This is a genomic window from Vibrio sp. STUT-A16 (assembly GCF_026000495.1).
Classification (GTDB): domain Bacteria; phylum Pseudomonadota; class Gammaproteobacteria; order Enterobacterales; family Vibrionaceae; genus Vibrio; species Vibrio diabolicus.
Map to the genome: position 1 here is coordinate 986970 of NZ_AP026765.1, position 20494 is coordinate 1007463.

18 protein-coding genes are annotated in these 20494 nt (G+C 44.8%); 11 read left to right on the forward strand and 7 right to left on the reverse strand.

Annotation, left to right across the window (positions count from 1 at the left end):
• Positions 1–4: 4 nt before the first annotated feature.
• From ccmD to OO778_RS04720, 7 genes are all read left to right on the forward strand, one after another.
• Positions 5–211, forward strand: a complete 207-nt coding sequence (gene ccmD, locus OO778_RS04690) for a heme exporter protein CcmD (RefSeq protein WP_005380515.1) — start codon at positions 5–7, stop codon at positions 209–211.
• Entirely contained in the window at positions 208–693 is a 486-nt protein-coding gene (gene ccmE / locus OO778_RS04695) for a cytochrome c maturation protein CcmE (protein WP_005380516.1), read from the forward strand. Before ccmD ends, ccmE begins: the two co-directional genes overlap by 4 nt.
• Entirely contained in the window at positions 690–2666 is a 1977-nt protein-coding gene (locus tag OO778_RS04700; RefSeq protein ID WP_074191668.1) for a heme lyase CcmF/NrfE family subunit, read from the forward strand. Before ccmE ends, OO778_RS04700 begins: the two co-directional genes overlap by 4 nt.
• 1 nt (position 2667) lies before the next feature.
• Positions 2668–3222 (forward strand): DsbE family thiol:disulfide interchange protein, encoded by a 555-nt coding sequence (locus OO778_RS04705; RefSeq protein WP_012841537.1) that lies wholly within the window; start codon positions 2668–2670, stop codon positions 3220–3222.
• A complete protein-coding gene (locus OO778_RS04710) occupies positions 3219–3707 on the forward strand; it encodes a cytochrome c-type biogenesis protein (protein WP_074191667.1) in 489 nt (162 codons plus the stop codon). The genes OO778_RS04705 and OO778_RS04710 overlap by 4 nt, the downstream gene beginning before the upstream one ends.
• Complete coding sequence (gene ccmI / locus OO778_RS04715) at positions 3707–4921, forward strand: c-type cytochrome biogenesis protein CcmI (RefSeq protein ID WP_074191666.1); 1215 nt, start codon at positions 3707–3709, stop codon at positions 4919–4921. Before OO778_RS04710 ends, ccmI begins: the two co-directional genes overlap by 1 nt.
• 215 nt (positions 4922–5136) lie before the next feature.
• A complete protein-coding gene (locus OO778_RS04720) occupies positions 5137–5910 on the forward strand; it encodes an MlaA family lipoprotein (RefSeq protein WP_005394290.1) in 774 nt (257 codons plus the stop codon).
• Between the two features lie 74 nt (positions 5911–5984).
• Here OO778_RS04720 and OO778_RS04725 read toward each other — a convergent pair whose 3' ends face one another.
• From OO778_RS04725 to OO778_RS04740, 4 genes are all read right to left on the reverse strand, one after another.
• Positions 5985–7313 (reverse strand): outer membrane protein transport protein, encoded by a 1329-nt coding sequence (locus OO778_RS04725; RefSeq protein ID WP_046875549.1) that lies wholly within the window; start codon positions 7311–7313, stop codon positions 5985–5987.
• A gap of 309 nt (positions 7314–7622) precedes the next feature.
• Positions 7623–8882, reverse strand: a complete 1260-nt coding sequence (locus tag OO778_RS04730) for an outer membrane protein transport protein (RefSeq protein WP_257887887.1) — start codon at positions 8880–8882, stop codon at positions 7623–7625.
• 297 nt (positions 8883–9179) lie between these two features.
• Positions 9180–9911, reverse strand: coding sequence for a DUF3379 domain-containing protein (locus OO778_RS04735; RefSeq protein ID WP_005380527.1), 732 nt, complete (start codon positions 9909–9911; stop codon positions 9180–9182).
• Positions 9904–10479, reverse strand: coding sequence for a sigma-70 family RNA polymerase sigma factor (locus OO778_RS04740; protein WP_029836529.1), 576 nt, complete (start codon positions 10477–10479; stop codon positions 9904–9906). Before OO778_RS04740 ends, OO778_RS04735 begins: the two co-directional genes overlap by 8 nt.
• A gap of 718 nt (positions 10480–11197) precedes the next feature.
• Here OO778_RS04740 and fadI point away from each other — a divergent pair.
• On the forward strand, positions 11198–12505 hold the full coding sequence (fadI, locus tag OO778_RS04745; protein ID WP_005394284.1) for an acetyl-CoA C-acyltransferase FadI: 1308 nt from the start codon (positions 11198–11200) through the stop codon (positions 12503–12505).
• Positions 12505–14616: a fatty acid oxidation complex subunit alpha FadJ gene (gene fadJ, locus OO778_RS04750; RefSeq protein WP_104969676.1), complete on the forward strand. Its 2112-nt coding sequence runs from the start codon at positions 12505–12507 to the stop codon at positions 14614–14616. Before fadI ends, fadJ begins: the two co-directional genes overlap by 1 nt.
• Before the next feature lie 62 nt (positions 14617–14678).
• Here the strand turns inward: fadJ and OO778_RS04755 are convergent, their stop codons facing one another.
• Together OO778_RS04755 and OO778_RS04760 are read right to left on the reverse strand one after the other, a co-directional pair.
• Positions 14679–14933, reverse strand: coding sequence for a CG2 omega domain protein (locus OO778_RS04755; protein ID WP_264910810.1), 255 nt, complete (start codon positions 14931–14933; stop codon positions 14679–14681).
• A gap of 168 nt (positions 14934–15101) precedes the next feature.
• Positions 15102–17879, reverse strand: coding sequence for an insulinase family protein (locus OO778_RS04760; protein WP_264910811.1), 2778 nt, complete (start codon positions 17877–17879; stop codon positions 15102–15104).
• 375 nt (positions 17880–18254) lie between these two features.
• Between OO778_RS04760 and sixA the strand changes: the two genes are divergently transcribed.
• Complete coding sequence (gene sixA, locus OO778_RS04765; protein WP_005397904.1) at positions 18255–18719, forward strand: phosphohistidine phosphatase SixA; 465 nt, start codon at positions 18255–18257, stop codon at positions 18717–18719.
• A 97-nt stretch (positions 18720–18816) separates the two neighbouring features.
• On the opposite strand, the gene smrB is transcribed toward sixA, so the two are convergent.
• The gene (smrB, locus tag OO778_RS04770; protein ID WP_012841540.1) at positions 18817–19347 is read right to left on the reverse strand and encodes an endonuclease SmrB; all 531 of its coding nucleotides are present in this window, start codon (positions 19345–19347) and stop codon (positions 18817–18819) included.
• A gap of 63 nt (positions 19348–19410) precedes the next feature.
• Here smrB and prmB point away from each other — a divergent pair, with 63 nt between their 5' ends.
• Positions 19411–20343: a 50S ribosomal protein L3 N(5)-glutamine methyltransferase gene (gene prmB / locus OO778_RS04775; RefSeq protein WP_054868017.1), complete on the forward strand. Its 933-nt coding sequence runs from the start codon at positions 19411–19413 to the stop codon at positions 20341–20343.
• Positions 20344–20494: the final 151 nt, after the last annotated feature.

Consider the following 20494-nt stretch of genomic DNA (forward strand, 5'->3'; position numbering starts at 1 on the left):
GATTATGCATTTTGAATCTCTGAGCGACTTTTTTGCCATGGGTGGCTACGCATCATACGTATGGAGTGCGTTTGGTATTACTTTCTTATCCATGCTGATTCTTCTGATCACTAGCCTTCGCCGCGGTGATGCATTATTGAAAGAAGTGAAAGCAAAAATTGACCGTCAAGCTCGTATCGACGCAGCGAAGAACATGGAGAACACCTTATGAACCCGAGACGTAAAAAGAGGCTAGGTATCGTACTAGCGATCTTTATCGGTATTAGTGCCACCATTGGTTTGATACTTTATGCGCTTAACCAAAATATGGACCTTTTCTACACTCCAACGGAATTGGTTAATGGTAAGCCAGATGGCACCAAGCCAGAAGTAGGCCAGCGTCTACGTATCGGTGGTATGGTGGTTGTGGGCTCGGTTCGTCGAGATCCTAATTCTTTGAAAGTGAGTTTTGACCTGCACGATGTCGGTCCGAAAGTGACGATTACTTATGACGGTATTCTTCCTGACTTGTTCCGTGAAGGGCAGGGTATTGTGGCTCAAGGTGTACTGAAAGATGCCACGACGGTTGAGGCATTTGAGGTCCTAGCGAAGCACGATGAAGAATACATGCCACCAGAAATTGCAGAAGCGATGAAGAAAACGCATGAACCGCTTCAATACAGCACCGAACAGAAACAAGGAAGCGGCCAATGATTGCTGAAATCGGTCACTTTGCTCTCATTCTTTCGCTTGCAATGGCAGTGCTGCTGAGCGTATTGCCATTGTGGGGAGCATCGAATAATAACACCATGCTCATGAACACAGCGCGACCGCTATCTTGGTCTATGTTCCTGATGCTGTTGTTCTCTTTCGCCATTTTATGTTGGGGATTTTATACCAACGACTTCACGTTACAGTATGTAGCGAGCAACTCGAATAGTCAGCTTCCTTGGTACTACCGTTTAACCGCAGTATGGGGTGCACACGAAGGTTCACTGTTACTATGGGTTTTAATCCAAGCTGCTTGGACTGTCGCTGTAGCGACGTTTAGTCGTGGTATGCCGCAAGAGTCGGTTGCACGTGTACTTGCCGTAATGGGCATGATCTCAGTGGGTTTTCTACTGTTTATCATCTTAACGTCAAACCCATTCTTACGTACGTTGCCTTTCTTCCCGGTTGACGGGCGTGACTTGAACCCTCTGCTTCAAGACCCCGGTTTGATTGTTCACCCGCCAATGCTTTACATGGGCTACGTTGGTTTCTCGGTTGCCTTCTCTTTTGCGATCGCATCCCTAATGACCGGACGCCTTGATACGGCTTGGGCTCGTTGGTCTCGTCCTTGGACAACCGCTGCATGGGTATTTTTAACACTCGGTATCGCACTAGGCTCTTGGTGGGCTTACTACGAACTTGGCTGGGGTGGCTGGTGGTTCTGGGACCCAGTAGAAAACGCATCATTCATGCCTTGGTTAGCGGGTACCGCATTAATGCACTCTCTTGCCGTGACAGAAAAACGCGGCACATTTAAAGCGTGGACGGTACTATTGGCAATCTCTGCATTTTCGTTGAGTTTGTTGGGCACATTCTTAGTCCGTTCCGGTATTTTAGTATCGGTGCACGCGTTCGCGTCTGACCCGTCGCGCGGTATGTTTATTCTAGGCTTCCTCGTTTTCGTTATCGGCGGCTCTTTATTGCTGTTTGCCGTGAAAGGGGCGGCAGTGCGTGTACGAGGTAACTTCGACTTAGTCTCTCGTGAAAACGCGCTCTTAGCCAACAACGTATTACTTATCGCAGCACTTGTTGTTGTGTTAGTGGGGACACTGTTGCCGCTCGTACACAAGCAGCTTGGTTTGGGGTCGGTTTCTATCGGTGCGCCATTCTTCGACATGCTGTTTGCTTGGTTGATGATGCCATTTGCTTTCCTACTTGGTATTGGTCCACTTATCCGTTGGAAGCGAGACAATTTATCTAAACTTGTGAAACCAATGCTCGTTTCAGGTGTGCTTGCTTTTGCTTTGGCCGCGGTATGCGTATACCTGTTTGCCGACTTCTTCTCAACTATGGCTTACATTGGCTGGGTAATGGCGATTTGGATTATTGCAATGCATGGCTTTGAACTATATGAGCGTGCAACGCACCGTCATAGCTTTAGTGAAGGCGTTCGCAAGCTGCAGCGTAGCCATTGGGCGATGATGTTGGGTCATGTTGGTCTGGCGGTATCTGTTATCGGTATTGCGATGGTACAGAACTACAGCATCGAGCGTGATGTACGTTTAGCACCTGGCGAACACTTCCAAATTCAAGGTTATGATTTCTACTTCTCAGGCCTGAGTGATAAAGATGGTCCAAACTACGATGGCTACATCGCGGATTTTGAGATCACACATGATGGTAAATACGTGAATACGCTTCACGCTGAGAAGCGCTTCTACCGTACGGCTAAGTCTATGATGACCGAAGCTGCCATTGACCGTGGAATTAGTCGTGATTTATACATTGCAATGGGTGAACGTTTAGACGACAACCGATCTTGGGCTGTTCGTATTTACTATAAACCGTTCGTTCGTTGGATTTGGGCTGGCTCTTTGATTATGGCGTTAGGCGGTGCATTAGCGATTTCAGATAAGCGTTATCGCTTCCGTAAATCTTCAAAGAAAAACGCGAAGTCAAAAGAGCAGGAGGCATAACATGAATAAGAAAATCTTATTTATTCCGCTCGTCGCTTTCATGATTTTGGCGGGCATTTTCGCAACCCAGTTAATGCGCAACCAAGAGGGCGATGATCCAACGAAATTGGAGTCGGTTTTGGTTGGTAAGCCAGTTCCTGAGTTTCACTTAGAAGACTTAGCTGAACCTGGAAAACAATACGACCAGTCAATTTTTAAAGGTGAGCCGTTGCTCTTGAACGTTTGGGCTACGTGGTGTCCAACGTGTTATGCAGAGCATAAATACCTAAACGAATTGGCGGGTAAGGGCGTTAAGATTATCGGTATGAATTACAAAGATGATCGTAACAAAGCGGTAGGTTGGTTGAATGATCTCGGCAACCCTTACTTAATTAGCCTATTTGATGGTAGCGGTATGCTTGGTCTTGACCTTGGCGTTTATGGTGCACCAGAAACATTCATTATTGATGCAAATGGTGTGATTCGCTATCGTCATGTGGGGGATGTTAACCCACGTAATTGGTCAGAAACACTGGAGCCGCTTTACAACAAATTGGTTGAGGAGGCGAAGCAATGAGAAAGCTGATCCTTGCAGTTTTTGCTGCCATGACATTATCTCTTGCTGCTCACGCTGCCATTGAGGTGTACGAGTTCGATAACTTGGAACAAGAACAGCAGTTCAAAGAGCTAAGCCATACGCTCCGTTGCCCTAAATGTCAGAACAACACGATCTCGGATTCTAACGCTGAACTTGCTCAAGACTTACGCCATAAGGTGTACGAAATGACCAAAGAAGGTAAGTCCAAAGATGAGATTGTTGATTACATGATCGCCCGATACGGTAACTTCGTGACTTACAACCCACCATTTACGGTTGCTACTGCGATCTTGTGGCTAGGGCCACTCGCTGTGGTATTGGGTGGTTTTGGTTTGATTGTACTGCGTAGCCGTAAATCTAAAGTTAAGGCAAAAGCGAGCAGTGACGAGCAATGGGATGAGCAAAAAGAGGCTCGTTTGAAAGCATTGCTTGAAGAAGAAGAGAACAACGGAGATAAGAAGTAATGACACTATTTTGGATTTCCACCGTTGTTCTTACGCTGATTGCTTGTGCGCTGGTGGCTTTGCCGCTGCTTAAACAGAAAGCGAACAATGATGATGTGTTACGCGATGAGCTCAACAAGGCATTTTATAAAGACCGTCTATCAGAGCTTGCAGAAGAAACCGACGAAGGGCTGGTTGAAAGCGAAGACGAACTGATTTCTGATCTAAAGCAGTCTCTCCTTGACGATATTCCTGGTGATAAAGCGCAAAAAGAAACCAAGGTTTCACCAATAGCGGTTTTAGTCCCATCAGTAATTCTGACGGTGGCGTTGAGCTATGGCTTGTATTACAAATTTGGCGCGTCAGAAGATATTGTTCAGTGGCAAGAAGTGTCTGCAAATCTACCTGAGTTATCGAAAAAGCTGATGTCGGCTTCTTCTGAGCCGTTGAGTGACGATGAAATGGCGGATTTGACCCTTGCCCTTCGAACTCGCTTACATTACCAGCCGGAAGACTCGACAGGTTGGTTACTGCTAGGTCGTATTGCGTTAGCAAATCGTGATGTCACGACTGCTATCGATGCGATGGAAAAGTCATATCGCCTAGAGCCCAAAGATCCTGATGTGATGTTGGGTTATGCACAAGCTCTGATGCTGTCTCAAGAGGAAATGGATCAAGCGACGGCTCGCTCATTACTCGGCAAGCTGATGCAGCAAGACTATGTCGATCTGCGTGTGTTTTCTTTGTTAGCGTTCGATGCGTTTGAGCGTCAAGACTTTCCGGCAGCGATCAAGTACTGGGGAATCATGCAGCAAATGATTGGTCCAGAAGATAGCCGCTACGAGATGTTGTCACGCAGTATTGAGAGTGCTCGTAAGCAAATGGGCGAAGCGGTTTCATCGGATAAGAGTGTCGCTGTGACAATTAATGTGGCACCAAATGCTCAGTTAGATCCAAACGCAGTTCTCATTGTATCGGTACATCGTGCAGATGGCTCACCAATGCCTGTTGCGGCAGCTCGCTATCCGCTGGGTACTTTCCCTCGTACAGTCGTATTAGATGATGGTAATGCCATGATGCAGGGGCAAAAACTATCTTCACTCGACAAGTTAATCGTCCGTGTGCGTGTGGACTCTGACGGTAACGTAGCAACGCGTGACCAAGATTGGCACGGAGAGAGTGACGTCGTTGAATTTGGCACGCCGGTTGAAGTGACCATTGACCAGCAATATTAATCGTTAGCGTCTGTCTCTGAAATATGACAACGGGGTAGAGTCTGTTGCCTTTAGTGGTATGACTCTAAACGATCGAGTAGAATACCGAAGGCCAGCGACTGCTGGCCTTTATTTATTCCCATATCTGAGTCATCTTTACTACGTATACTGCTCAACATACGTACAACGGTTCATTGGGTGACTTAGGTACATTAATAGTCGTTATGGAAAATAAAATGTATAACAAGGGTAAATCTACCTTCTTGTTACTGCTTGCAGTTGGACTGGTTGGCTGTTCAAGTGCGCCTGATGAAGCAGTAACAGGACAAGAAACAAATCAAACGACTTCTGATGTGTATGACCCGTTGGAAGGCTTTAACCGAACCATGTGGGAAATCAACTACGAATATTTAGATCCGTATTTGGTTCGTCCTGTATCACTTGCGTATGTGGAATACACGCCAGTCCCTATTCGTTCCGGTATCGCTAACTTCTTGTCGAACTTAGATGAGCCAGCCAGCATGGTTAATAACTTAGTCATGGGTAACGGCACGAAAGCCGTGGACCACTTTAACCGTTTTTGGATTAACTCGACGTTTGGTATTTTCGGTTTATTCGATATTGCAAGTGCCGCGGGTATTACGAAGTACGACGAGAAAGCGTTCAGTGATGCAGTAGGCCACTATGGTGTTGGAAATGGCCCTTACTTCATGATTCCAGGTTATGGCCCGTATACCTTACGTGAAGTGACAGATACCGTAGATAGTACGTATTTACCCCTCTCTTACCTCAACTTCTGGGCAAGTTTGGGTAAGTGGGCGTTTGAAGGCATGGAGAAGCGTGCTTTGTTAGTACCGCAAGAAGCACAGTTAGACTCGTCGCCGGATCCATATATTCTTACTCGCGATGTTTATATTCAGCGTCAAAACTTTAAAGCAGAAGTTGAAACCGTCGAAGAAGTGAACATCGAAGAAGAAGAGTATTTAGACGAATACCTAGAAGACTTTTAAGCGCTGTTCTTTACAATATACAAATAAAAAAGGCTTAGCTGATGCTAAGCCTTTTTTGTATTTTTGCTGTTTGGTTAGAAACGGTAGTTTGCTTGAACACCGATTAGCCAAACATTACCCGTAGTTTCGCCTACGAATTGGCCGCCGACTTGTTCTGCAGCGTCGTCTGACTTATAACCACGAGACTCAACGATTGGTGCGTCTTTCGCGAAAATATAGGTGAAGCCAGCGTCTAGGCTGAAGTCTTTCGTCCAATCGTACGTTGCGCCAATACTTAGCCACGTACGGTCAGTTTCTGGAATAGTGATCGTACGGTTTTTATCGCTTACCGCTGAAGTATCGTACGCAATACCAGTACGTAGCGCTAGCTTAGGATCAAGCTGGTAAGTGGCACCAACAGCAAAGCGGTAGTTATCTTCCCAGTTTTCTACTTTAACCATATGCGTGCCAGCGGTATCTAGGCGTGCTTCCAATTTCTCGAAAGAGCTCCAATCCGTCCAGTTAAAGCTTGCGTGTAACGCAAGTTGGTCTGTTACTTGGTGGAAACTTGCCAGCTCAGCTGTTGCAGGCAGGTTTAGGTACATATAGCCGTTGTCACGTAGTTGTGGAAGCTCAGAAGTACCGAAGCCAAAACCTAGACCTTCAGCATGGCCTTCAAGCTTCAGTTCAACTTCAGATTTGTACGCGAAGCCGATACGGTTATTTTCATTGATCTGCCATGCAGTACCAACTTGCCAGCCCCAAGCGGTATCGTCACCTTCCATGTATTTTAGAGCGGTACCTTGAGGAACACTGATAGGATCGCCAGTTAAAGGGTGCTTTCCTACAACGTTATTCTTAGGAGCTGCTGCGCCAAAGCTGCCTTCGCCGATGATGTAACGGATACCACCACCAACGCTGATTGATTCATTGACTTTGTAAGCTGCGTTTAAGTTCGCTTCCATTGTCGTTACGCTTGCTTCGTTACCGAAGTGTGATGCACCAAAGCCTTTACCTAAATCGGTTTCCATGCCGTAGTTGGTGCCAAATGCCAAACCAATCGCGAATTTCTCATTGTATTGGTGTGATAGGTAGAAGTTTGGAATGATTGCATCATGGGCGAAATCATCTGAAGATGCAGAAGAAGTGCTACCGTGGAAGTTTACATCACCTTCAATATCAATATTTGGGTTTACATAGATTGCACCAACGGACACTTGAGTGCCTTCCAAATAAGTTAGCATTGCTGGGTTACGCCATTGTGCACTTGCGTTGTCAGCCATTGCTGCTTCACCAGCATATGCTCGACCTAGGCCTGTTGCAGAATATTCAGCAAGTTGGAAACCTGCTGCGTTAGCCATGCCCGTTGTGCCAAGTAGGCTTAATGCCACTGCTGTTGATAGAAGAGTCTTGTTGGTTTTCATTCGAATGTTCGCTGATTTGTTTATAACGTGGGACGAAAGTTTAAAGGTAGAGTTTTTACTTTAGAAATGAAAATCCAGCACAAGCAGTCATTTGGAGTATTATGCTTTCAAGTGTTGTTTGGGTGGTTTAATAATCTAACTGTGAAGGGCTTGTAAATGGAATTCAGCGAACAGCTGTGCGTCCTAATTGTGAGATTTAGACACACGTGTTCACTCAAATTGAGTGGGCAATAAATCGCAGATATGAAAAAAGGCTGGAAATCCAGCCTTTTATATAAAGTATTTTTCTACTAACTAACAGCGAAGCGTTTAGAAGCTACGGCTGTATTGTAAGCCGAATAGAATTGCATCAGCATGAGTTGTTGCTGTTACACCGGTAGAAAGACCAGGAACTAATTGAGTATTCTCATTAACTTTTACATCTTCACCTAACAAGTACGTGAAGCCAAAATCGATGTTTGAGCTATTATCAATATGGTAAGAGAAACCTGTGGAGAACCACTGGCGATCTGAGTCTGGTACCGAGATAGACGTTACTTTATCTTGAGCGCTTGTGTCGTACATGTAACCAGCACGAAGTGTCCAGTTGTTGTTTAGGTAGTAAGTACCACCAATTGCGTAGTGCCAGCCATCTTGCCATTGATAGTCTTTCGAGTAACCACCTTTAAGTAAACCCTGATTTAGGTTCTCAAAATCAATTTGGTCGAAATCTTTCCAGCCGATGTATTGAATGCTGTAGTGTACAGCAAACTTAGTGTCTTGGATTTTGTGGAAACCAGAAAACTCTGCCATATCTGGTAGAGGTAGCGTGATTTCCTGACCTTTGTCGTCTTTCGCCGTAAATTCAGGACTGTAACGATACGCTAGACCAAAACGGTTGTTTTCATCTAGTTCGTACACAGTACCAACGTTGAAACCAACAGCCCAACCATCAGCTTTATCTACGTCCAGAATTTTTTGACCGCCAACCCCTGGGACTGAAGAGCTAGTTGTACGCTTCATTGTGCCTTGGCCGTAGATTAAATCTAAACCAGCACCAAAGCTCCATTGTTCGTTTAAACGGTAAGAACCCGCAAAGCCAAAGTTGAGGCTTTTTACATCCGTAAGACCACCGTACTCGGTTGCGGTGTAGTTATCTGAAAATTCAGTTTTAGTGCCGAAATTAGAGTATGCGTTTACGCCCCATGCAAACTTGTCATTTACTGGAACGATTAGGTGAATGTTTGGAGCTATTGACGTATCACCCACATCATCAGTGTCAGCAACATTTACAGTACTGGAACCCAAAGGAGTATTAACGTTATATTTCGCATCTTTCACTTCAATCATTGAAGTAATGCTTTCGAAACCTAGCGAAAGTTCCATTTTATCAAATAGAGCCATTGCTGCTGGGTTACGAGCCATTACCGCGGCGTTATCTGCGATTACTGCATCACCAGCAAATGCACGGCCGATGCCAGTTGCTGATTGAGCGTTGATTTGGAAACCCGCTGCCATCGATTGACCTGAGGCAAAAGCTACCGTTACTGCTAGGAGAGTCTTTTTAAACAGACGCGTGTTCTGAGTCATTTGTTTTTCCTTATTAGATTCGTCTCTTTGGACGATAAATTGAGCTTTTGCTCAGTGGCGCAGATAGTAGTATCAATAGTTGCTTGGACAAATCCGACCATTGGATAAAATTGAATAAAAATTGCAGAAATGATGTCTAAAAGACGGGAAATTGCACTTAAAATGCATAATTTAGAGTTTAAGCTCTAAATGCTATAGCGATGGTGAATGTTTTGTGTTCTATTTATACAAAAATGCCGCTAAATAAGATCATTTAGCGGCATTTAACCTTTTGAAGGCTGGAAATCGTCGAAGTTATTACATCGGTTTAATCATTGATGCAAGAGTCGTAGCGATAGCATCAATATTTTCACCTTCTTCTCCGACTAAAATCAGGCTTGAACTCCCGACGGGCTGAACGATTCCGGTCATGCCATCCTTATTAAAGTCGGTACTTTGTTCGCTAGGAATACCAGTAATAAATAACGTTACTTTACCTTTTGGACCTTGGAATACCATATGCACCGCATTGGATTCGCCAAAACCGCAGTGGTTTAGGTAGTAAACGTGATATGGAAAGTTTTCACTAAACTGGTAATGAAATGGCGACATTTTCGCATTAATTTGCGAGCTCGGTACATCCTCATCAAGATGACGAACAAAAGGTTCTTCATGAATAACGTGTTTCATCGCGGTATCAGCTAAACTGGCTTGTGCTGGAGACACCAAAACATTTCCCCAGTTTACTTGACCAACTAATAATCCTGCGGTGAACGCAATAGAAGCGGCAAGTGCCATTGCTTTGCGCACAAAGTTTGGTCTGACGACCTTCTCTTCATCAAGTGCACTCGACGTCTGACTAAATAAAATCTTATCAGCGAGATCTTCAGGTACATCCACATTCATGGCTTGTTTAATTTTTACGTCGAGATCCAAAACGTCATCAACAAACTTATTGTTGGCGTCGCTACCAGCTAAAGCTTGCAGAATCTCTTCATCCTTTTGTTTTGGATCCGACAAAATACGACGACGAAATTCTAAATCATCCATTCTTTTGTCCTCTCTTAGTATCTTGAGAATCCAACATCTCTTTGAGTTGATTACGAGCGCGAAATAATCGAGTCATCACTGTATTTTTATTTAAATCAAGAATGTCGCCAATCTCTTCTCCGCTGAAACCACCGACAACTTGGAGAAATAAAGGCTCGCGGTATTCAACATCGAGTTTCATGATCTGTGCTTGCAGCCATTCTTGCTGATGATGTGGGTCATCGCTGACTTTAGCATCATTGCCGTAATCATCGATATCAACTAAATCAAATTGTTTACGTTCGAAGCGGCGCGCATTTTCTCGTCTCAATATGGTGATGAGCCAAGACTTGGCAGCTTTTTCGTCCTGAAGGCTATCGAGTGACTTCCAAGCTCTAAGACAGGTTTCCTGAACTAGATCTTCCGCTATCGCTTTATCTTTGCACAACCAGTATGCGTAGCGATATAAGTCACGATGGTACCCTCGGACGAGCGCTTCGTATTTTCTTTGCTTGTCCATATCAGAGTTGACCGGACTGTTGGAATTTTTCTTTCCAAACATTTTTAATATGGCCACAGGAGCCTCCATCCTCGCTCTGTGAGTTTCTTATTTGTTCTGAGCATGACTTTACTTTTCAATAGCCTCGCGGTTTCGGTTGAGCGTGTGTCGTAGATAACCTCTGACACAATAAGCTATGTGGTTACTTAAAAGTGTATACGCAAATGCCAAATATCATCGAACATGAATTGGTAAAGATTGTTAACAATATCATCATTAGTAATCAATGGTTTGGATAAGTTCATTCGATGGGACATAAAAAGAGACTGCTAGCGGTGAATTTTTGAATAGGTTTGCATCGCTGAGCCTTTTAGATGTGCTTAAAGCTCGTAAAATCACTATAAAATTGATCTATTTCAAAATATCAAGCAGTAAAGGGGTTATAGTACATCTTGTCATCTCGTTAGTCATTGCGACTAACATGTTGAGCAAGATGACACTTCCTTTTGAAGGCTGACTTTACTTTCTCCTAATCAGGAAACTGATTAATTTTCAATTGGCGTAAGTTAATTGTTTTATAGATATTCCGACCACACAGTTATGTGTGGTTTTTTTTTGCTTCGATTTTACCTTCCGTATACCTCTTACCGTTTTAACTCTCTATAGTTAATCATTATTAATTGCATAAGAATCAAAGAAGTAGAGTAATTGATCTACTTGCTTCACGTTTATTTAAACGCACGTTTGATAAATTTAACAAATTCATTACAATGCATCAGGTCAGACCTCTTGTATTTAAGGAGAAACAATGGGCAAGCAGGAAGTAAAAACACGCAATGGTGAGCGTGTCGCTATTGTCGCGGGGCTTCGAACTCCCTTTGCTCGTCAAAGCACGGAATTTAGCCAAGTGCCAGCGGTCGATTTAGGGAAAATGGTAGTAAGCGAAATGCTTGCTCGAACAGATATTGATCCGAAGTTAATCGAACAAGTGGTATTTGGACAAGTAGTACAAATGCCTGAAGCGCCAAACATCGCACGAGAAATCGTGTTAGGCACCGGTATGAACATCCATACTGATGCTTACAGTGTGACTCGTGCGTGTGCAACGAGTTTTCAAGCGGCGGTCAATGTCGCAGAAAGCATCATGGCGGGAACCATCGATATCGGTATTGCTGGTGGTGCAGACTCTTCTTCCGTCCTGCCTATTGGCGTATCAAAGAAACTGGCTGCTAATCTGCTTGCTCTTAGTAAGACAAAAACAATGGGTCAGAAGCTTAGTATCCTCAAAAACTTGAGCTTTAAAGACCTGATGCCAGTGCCACCAGCAGTAGCCGAGTACTCTACGGGTTTATCCATGGGACAAACTGCGGAGCAAATGGCAAAGACGCATGGTATTTCTCGTGCAGAGCAGGATGCGCTAGCACATCGCTCTCATACGCTGGCTTCCCAAGCTTGGAAAGAAGGCAAGATCCAAGGTGAAGTGATGACGGCTTTTCCCGAACCATACAAAAAATGGATTTCGGAAGACAACAATGTCCGTCACGACTCAACCGTAGAAGGGTACGCGAAACTTCGACCTGCCTTTGATCGCCAGTATGGCAGTGTTACGGCAGCTAACAGTACGCCACTGACTGATGGTGGTGCGGCAGTGATGTTGATGCGCGAAGGTAAAGCGAAAGAGCTTGGCATGGAGATTCTTGGCTACATACGTGGTTACGCATTTTCAGCGATCGGTGTGGAAAAGGATATGCTGATGGGACCGACTTATGCCACAGCGAAAGTGCTAGAAAATACAGGCTTGGAGCTGTCTGATCTGACGTTGATCGACATGCACGAAGCGTTTGCTGCGCAAGCATTGGCGAATGTGAAGATGTTTGCTTCAGATAAGTTTGCTCAAGAAAATCTAGGTCGTTCGAAAGCGATCGGTGAAATCGACATGGATAAGTTTAACGTGCTTGGTGGCTCAATCGCTTACGGTCACCCATTCGCGGCGACAGGTGCACGAATGATGACGCAAACCCTACGTGAACTGAAACGCCGTGGTGGCGGTATTGCATTGAATACCGCATGTGCAGCTGGCGGTCTTGGCGCAGCAATGATTCTGGAGGTTGAGTAATGAGCGAGCAAAAAGCATTTAGTCTAAAAGTTGATGAGCAGAATATTGCTTGGTTAGCGATTGACGTACCTAATGAAAAAATGAATACGCTACAGGCGGCTTTTGCTGATGAAATGAAAGAAATCTTTGCTCAGCTAAAAGACGCCAGTGGCATCAAAGGGATGATCATTCATTCCCTAAAACCGGACAACTTTGTCGCGGGGGCCGATGTTCGCATGCTAGAAGCGTGCACGACCGCAAGTGAAGCCGAAGCATTAGCGAGGCAAGGTCAAGAGCTATTCCAGCAGCTATCGGACTTACCATATCCTGTGGTTGCCGCTATTCACGGTCCATGTTTGGGCGGTGGTTTAGAGCTTGCTCTTGCATGTGATTATCGTGTTTGTACGGATTCAGATAAAACGCGTTTAGGCCTGCCAGAAGTACAACTTGGTTTATTGCCAGGTTCTGGTGGTACTCAGCGTCTGCCGCGTTTGATTGGCCTGTTACCGTCGTTGGACTTGATCCTGACGGGTAAACAACTTCGTGCGAAGAAAGCTAAAAAACTGGGCGTTGTGGACGCCTGTGTCCCTGACACCATTTTGCTCGACGTAGCAAAACAGTTTATCGACAAAGGTAAAAACAAGGGTACGAAAAAGCTATCGACGAAAGAAAAAGTGATGTCGGGTAGTGGGTTAGGGCGCAAGTTTGTGTTTGAACAGGCAGCGAAGAAAACCAATCAGAAAACCCGTGGTAACTATCCTGCAACGGTCGCGATTTTAGACGTTATTCAGCATGGTTTAGAGAAAGGTTTCGCCCAAGGACAAGAGCTTGAAGCGAAACGCTTCGGTGAGCTTGTGATGAGCTCTGAATCAAAAGCGCTCCGTTCTATCTTCTTTGCGACAACGGAAATGAAGAAAGAAAATGGTACGGATGCGAAACCCGCGCCAGTTCATAAAGTTGGCGTGCTTGGCGGTGGCTTGATGGGCGCAGGAATCAGCCATGTGTCTGTTGCAAAAGCGAAGGTGCCTGTCCGCATCAAAGACGTCAGCAACGATGGCGTTCTAAACGCACTCAACTATAACTACAAGTTATTCGAGAAACAGCGTAAACGTCGCATTCTATCAAAAGCCGATCTGCAAGCGAAAATGTTGCAACTGTCTGGCGGTGTCGACTTTACCAGCTTTAATCATATTGATGTCGTAATTGAAGCCGTTTTTGAAGACTTAGATCTTAAGCAAAAAATGGTGGCGGATATTGAAGCTAATGCTAAGCCGGAAACCATCTTTGCGACTAATACTTCTTCGTTACCAATCCACAAAATTGCAGAAAAAGCGGAGCGTCCAGAAAACGTAGTTGGTTTGCATTACTTCAGCCCGGTAGAAAAAATGCCGTTGGTGGAAGTGATTCCGCATGAAACGACGTCAGATGAAACCATTTCAACAGTCGTTGCACTTGCTAAAAAGCAAGGTAAAACCCCGATCGTAGTGAAAGACAAAGCGGGCTTTTACGTGAACCGCATTCTTGCGCCATACATGAACGAAGCGGCGCATATTCTGCTGGCTAACGAACCAATCGAAAAGATTGATACGGCGTTGCTTGATTTTGGTTTCCCTGTCGGCCCGATTACCTTACTGGATGAAGTCGGTGTCGACATTGGCGCGAAGATCATGCCGATTCTGGTCAACGAGTTAGGCGAGCGATTCAAAGGACCTGACGTGTTCGATATCTTATTGAATGACGGTCGCAAAGGACGTAAGAGCGGGAAAGGTTTCTACACTTACAAAGGTAAGAAGAAAGATGTCGATAAATCCATCTACAAGCTGCTTAAGCTCGATCCTGAATCTAAGTTGAGTGATAACGATATTGCGTTGCGCTGTGTACTACCAATGCTGAATGAAGCGGTACGTTGTTTGGATGACGGCATCATTCGCTCGCCACGTGATGGTGATATTGGTGCAATATTTGGCATTGGTTTCCCTCCATTCTTGGGCGGTCCATTCCGTTATATGGATCAGTTTGGCATTAAAGAACTGGTTGAGAAAATGAATGAGTTTGCATCGAAGTACGGCGATCGTTACGCACCGTGTGATGGTTTGCTTACTCGAGCTGGAGAAGGAACCACATTCTATTAAACGTTGCTTCGATAAAGAAAAAGGCTTGCCAGTGGCAAGCCTTTTTCATAAATAAGAAATAGTTACTTCTTCTTGTCTTTCTTATCTTTATTGTGGCCTTTACCTGGGTTGTCGTCCCCGTGAACGCTGCTGTTGCCTTTGTGGTCTTTATCTTTCCACTGTTTTGAAGAGCAATCATCTGATTTGATAGAAACATTGTCTCCGCTTAGGCGGACACAGTCGTTACTTAGCTCAAAGCCATCACCTTTCACCGAGATTTCAGCGTGTGCAGATGCCAGTGGCAGTAAAATAGCCGCAAGTAGTAGTGCTTTTTTCATGATTACCTCATTAATTTATTTTTAGTGTGGTAATTAGAGCATAAGCCGCAATGGCGTAATTTCAATTTTCTGCCAATTATGGTGTCGATTCTATTTATGAGACCCACAACCTCATTGGTTTGTAGGTATATACTTACTAATCGATAATTTTATTACTGCGCAATTAGATCATCCTAAGCCGCAATCTTTTGGCCTAAGTTGGAACTCTTCAATCGATCCAATTTCTTGCCCTAAGTGGATGCGCGGAGCGTCCGAATGCGATTGCCCTTGAGAGTGCATGACCAATCGGTTTGCCGTGCGAGGTTTCAACTCATTAACGACAAAGCGAATCATGTCTGCTCGGGTCAATTTCTTCAGTTCAGCAAGTACCTTGTCACGTTGGTTAAACTCGGTGTCTTTGTTTCCTATTGCAACCCAAAGACGCTGAGCACGACCTCGCAGTGTGGTGTCCGGCGTCGCTATTTGATTCCACAAGCCGCGCTTACTGCTATGCCACTGGTAATCGTTCAGTTCTAACAGCACCATATAAAAGGCATTTAAGAACTCATCGATGGAGGTAACCAGCTCGGCAGGCGCAGCATTGGGTGACTGCACATAAAGCACAATACCTGGATGACGATTAAGTGGCATATTGCCAGTGCCCACCATGTAACCTAATTGCTGTTTTGTGCGGATCTCGTGGAAAAATGTTGCCGACATGAGATGGTTCGCCAATGAGTATAGAGCAATGCTACGAGGCTCAATATCCTCACACTGGTGGTAAATAACGACCGCCGAATCTTGCTGGTTACAATGTACTTCACGTTGAAAACTGCCGTTTTTTCCCAGCATGATGAGTGGGCGGAGCGCCTCTTCATAACGCTGCTCTTTTACTCTTAGGGCATCCTTTAAGGTCGTCGCCATGTCATGCGCTTGTTGACGCTGCCAATCTCCGTAAACAAACATTTCAACGTGCAGCTCTGCAAGAATTGATTCTACGAATACCGAGAGTTCATCGACTTCGATTTCTTCTAGCGCTTCGACTAAGGTTGCGAAAGGCGGGTTATTAGGTTGAAGTAGCCCTGTAAGTGCGTTAAACAGCTGCGAAATAGGACGATCTTGTGAAGCATTTCTCCAGTTACGTAACAGTTGCTGCTTGATGGTTTCAAAGCGTGCAGGGCTGAAATCTCGAGAAGCAAAACGGTGCAGGATCATTTCCAACAATTGAGGCAGTTTTTGGCTGAACCCTGAGAGGGTTAAGGTAACCCCGCCTTGGTGAGCATACATGTTGTAACCCATCCCTGCGATTTCAGCTTGATAGGTTTCTTTTGCTAGCGAGTCGAGGAACATCTCGACACATAGGCGAGTTTTGACAATGTTCTTCGGTGATGCAACAGCATGAGAGCTGTCGATAGCGACATATACAACGCCTTTTGGCACGCGAAATTCATCATCTTGTAAATGCCAAAGTCGGAAGCCTTCGAGATCTTCAATTAACTCTGGTAGTGGACCACCATTTTCGAACGGCATGGGATCGAGATCGTAGCAAATATAAGGGTTCTTTTCTGGTAAGACGAACTGCCAGCTTGGATCGATTTGTTGATAGAAGCGGCGTTGCTCATCACTAAAAGGCGTGACGGAATATGGAGTAAAGTACCATTCGGCAGTACGGTTGTATTCCAGTCCTTTTGCAATCAGGGTTACGCGGACATTATCGATGGTTAAGTATTGCAGCAACGAACGCTGCAGTTGTTCATCATAGCCCGCCATTTTGTAGTCGCCATAAATGGTATCGTCTGGCTGATAATGCTGCATATTGATAACAAGATGGCTAACCAAATCCATTGGTCGAGATGGTTCCTGGAAACGAAACGCCGACTCAAGCACCGCTTGTTTTTCGAGATAACGCCATTCATCTAGCCCGTCTTGTTTGATCATCGAGAGGTATTGAAAAACCGCTTGGATGATGTCGTCAACGTGGTTGAGACCCAGCGGGGTGAGTGTGCAGCTAACCGTAAAATCTCGATAGTTGCTACCACTAGCGCCGCCTCCCGCAGAAAGCGACGTAATCCAGCCTTCATTTTTTAGCTGGAGCATTAAGCTGCCTTCGCCTTCATAGCCGAGTAAATGCGCGAAGTAAGAGAGTGGTTTCAAGCCGTAGTGCTTATCCATCCCTGGCATTGGGAAGGTGAGAATGAGTTTTCGAAATTCTTTGATGGGTTCAACTTGAACTAAAATCCCGGTACTTTCTTTGGTGCTAATGGGGACATCAATCGATTTTCCACGAAGGTGGTGATTTGGGATATTGGCAAACATGGCTTCTACCCACGCTTGCTGTGCATCGAGCGACTGCGGCCCAAAGAGCGTCAACGTCATGAGATCGGCAGAGTATTGAGAGTGGTGAAACTCGACAATTTCGTCGCGGATGGATTTACCATCTCGGTCACCTAATGTATCTAGGTTGCCGACTGAGAACTTAGAGAAAGGGTGATCTGGATTGATGACTTCTTTGTTGACTTGATACAGGCGGCGAGAATCGTCATTAAGTTTGAGTTTGTATTCGGAGTCGACAGCCTGGCGTTCTTTGTCTAAAGCTTCTTCGTTAAACAATGGTGCGGTAAAGAATTGGCTAAATCGATCTAAGGCATTTTCAAAGGCATTCGGAGTAACATCAAAAAAGAAACAAGTGTGCTCAGTACCCGTCCAAGCGTTATTTGTTCCTCCATGCTGGCTAATATAACTTTGAAACTCGCCCACTTTAGGGTATTTTTCCGTACCCAAAAAAAGCATATGTTCTAAATAGTGTGCCAGACCTTGGCGATCGTTTGGATCGTCGAAGTGTCCAACGTTCACTGCTAGAGCAGCTGCTGACTGTTGAGCTGTCTCGGAATGAATCAGCAGTACACGCAGATCATTGCTCAAGGTAATGTAGCGGTATTGATTTGAATCGTTAGGACTTAGATGCACGATGCGTCTCCAGATTTCGCATTACAGTAATTATGACCCCCTAGCTAGGGGGCGCAAAGTTTGCGTTTCGACAAATACTGCTTGCCGTATTTTTGTTATTCGTAGACTTCTGCACAGGCCCATCGCGTTTGCGTATGGGGAAGAACTGTTTGAATGAATGCTCTGAACTCATAGCACAGTTAAATACTGTGATGAACTGAGTACATTCTTTTTAATAGATTGTTAAGAAAGTCGCTATCTTTAGCAAGCGAATTGGTATAATGAACAGATAATTATATCAGTATTTTTGTTTCGTCATTATTAAAGTTAGCCCCGTCTATCTAATAAAGATAGCAGTCAACCTTTTGGTAGCGTTAGCTATCCCTAGGAAATAACATGAAAATATTCATCATGCGTCACGGCGAAGCCGAGCATTTTGCAGATTCAGACGCAGCACGACAATTGACCCCAAGAGGCAGAGTCGAATCAGAAGCGGTTGCGAGAGCCTGTAAAGAACAAGGTTTTGCGCAATTCGATAAAGTGTTGGTGAGTCCGTACATTAGAGCTCAACAAACTTGGCAAGAGATCAGTGAGTATTTTGCCGCAAAAAGCATCGAAACTTGTGAAGATATTACACCTTACGGTCAATCTGAGCATGTATTTGATTTTGCAAGTGCATTGATTGAAGTGGAAAAACTAGACTCGCTTCTGCTTGTCTCTCACTTGCCTTTGGTTGGTTATCTCACTTCAGAGTTTGTAAAAGATATGGCACCACCGATGTTTCCTACATCAGGTCTAGTGTGTATTGAATACGATCTACAAACGCAAAACGGTGAAGTGCTGTGGCATATTACGCCATAAGCGTCGAAACCAAATAAGCATTTAAACATTAGATATAGAATGAAGAAAGGCAGGAAATTTCCTGCCTTTTTGTTTAATTGCTTCTACAGTGAGCTAGTTACTTTTCTGGAATCGAGAGCAAAACTAACAACGCACCATCACCGCCGAATTCTAGTGGCGCTTGGTGGAAAGCCATTACGTCTGGGTGTTGTGCTAACCAAAGTGGCGCTTTCTGTTTCAGGATGTGTTTACCAATGCCATGTTGCACACACGCACAGTGAATCTCGTTTTTGACGCAGTAGGCGATCATCGCACCAAGTTCGCGTTTAGCTTCTTGTTGTGTCATGCCGTGCATATCGAGGAATACGTCCGGTACATACACGCCGCGACGTAGACGTTTAACTTCATAAGTGGAGACGTCGTCACGTGCATAACGAGTTGGGCCTTCTTCATTTAAGAGAGGGACAAACTCGTCGGAGAAGTAAAACTCAGAATCACTCGCTTCCCGGTTGGAGCGCTTGATTTCTTTTTGCTTAGTATTTTTTTTTGGTTGCTGGATTATGGTATCCTGTCGCAACTTTTTTACGCCCTGTACTGCTTCCTGAAACAAGGCGAAATCGTCATCGTGTTCGGTGTCTTTTTTGCTCATTAGGTAAACAATTTCATTAATAAACTTTTATTGGCAGTATTGTAGCGCTTTTCGGAGGCAATTTTGGATAAGATTTTTGTAGAAGAAGCGGTATCGGAGCTGCATACCCTTCAAGATATGATTCGTTGGACGGTAAGCCGCTTTAACGCAGCGAACCTGTTTTACGGTCATGGTACTGATAATGCGTGGGATGAAGCGGTTCAGCTTATCCTGCCAACCTTATACTTGCCGATTGATGTGCCTCCGCACGTATTAAACTCTCGCCTAACGACCAGCGAGCGTCTGCGTATTGTTGAGCGTGTAGTAAAACGTATCAATGAACGTACACCAACTGCATACCTAACCAACAAAGCTTGGTTCTGCGGTCTTGAATTCTTCGTTGATGAGCGCGTACTTGTGCCACGTTCTCCAATCGGTGAGTTGATTCAAGCAGAATTCCAACCTTGGTTGGTGGAAGAGCCTGCGCGCATCATGGACCTATGCACAGGCAGCGGCTGTATCGCAATTGCATGTGCTCACGCGTTCCCTGAAGCTGAAGTGGATGCGATTGATATCTCAACGGACGCACTACAAGTCGCGGAGCAAAACGTACAAGATCACGGCATGGAGCAGCAAGTGTTCCCAATTCGCTCTGACTTGTTCCGCGACTTACCAAAAGAGAAGTACAACTTGATCGTGTCTAACCCACCATATGTGGATGAAGAAGACATGAACAGCCTGCCAGACGAGTTCACACACGAACCTGAGCTTGGTTTAGCAGCCGGTACGGATGGCCTAAAACTTGTGCGTCGTATTCTTGCAAATGCACCAGACTACCTAACAGATAACGGTATTCTTATCTGTGAAGTTGGCAACTCAATGATTCACATGATGGAACAGTACCCAGAGATTCCTTTCACTTGGATTGAGTTCGAGAACGGCGGTCACGGCGTATTCATGCTAACACGTGACCAGCTGGTTGAGTGTGCAGAAGAGTTTAAACTGTACAAAGACTAATAGGGTCTTGCACTAAACGTCAAAACACCGAGCTTTATGCTCGGTGTTTTTTTATGCATAACTCGCCGATATTAACTCTTTACATCAAAACGTAATAAAGCCACTATGAATCCACGAAGAATTGGAAAGCAGTTGCGCTCTGGTTTGAGAG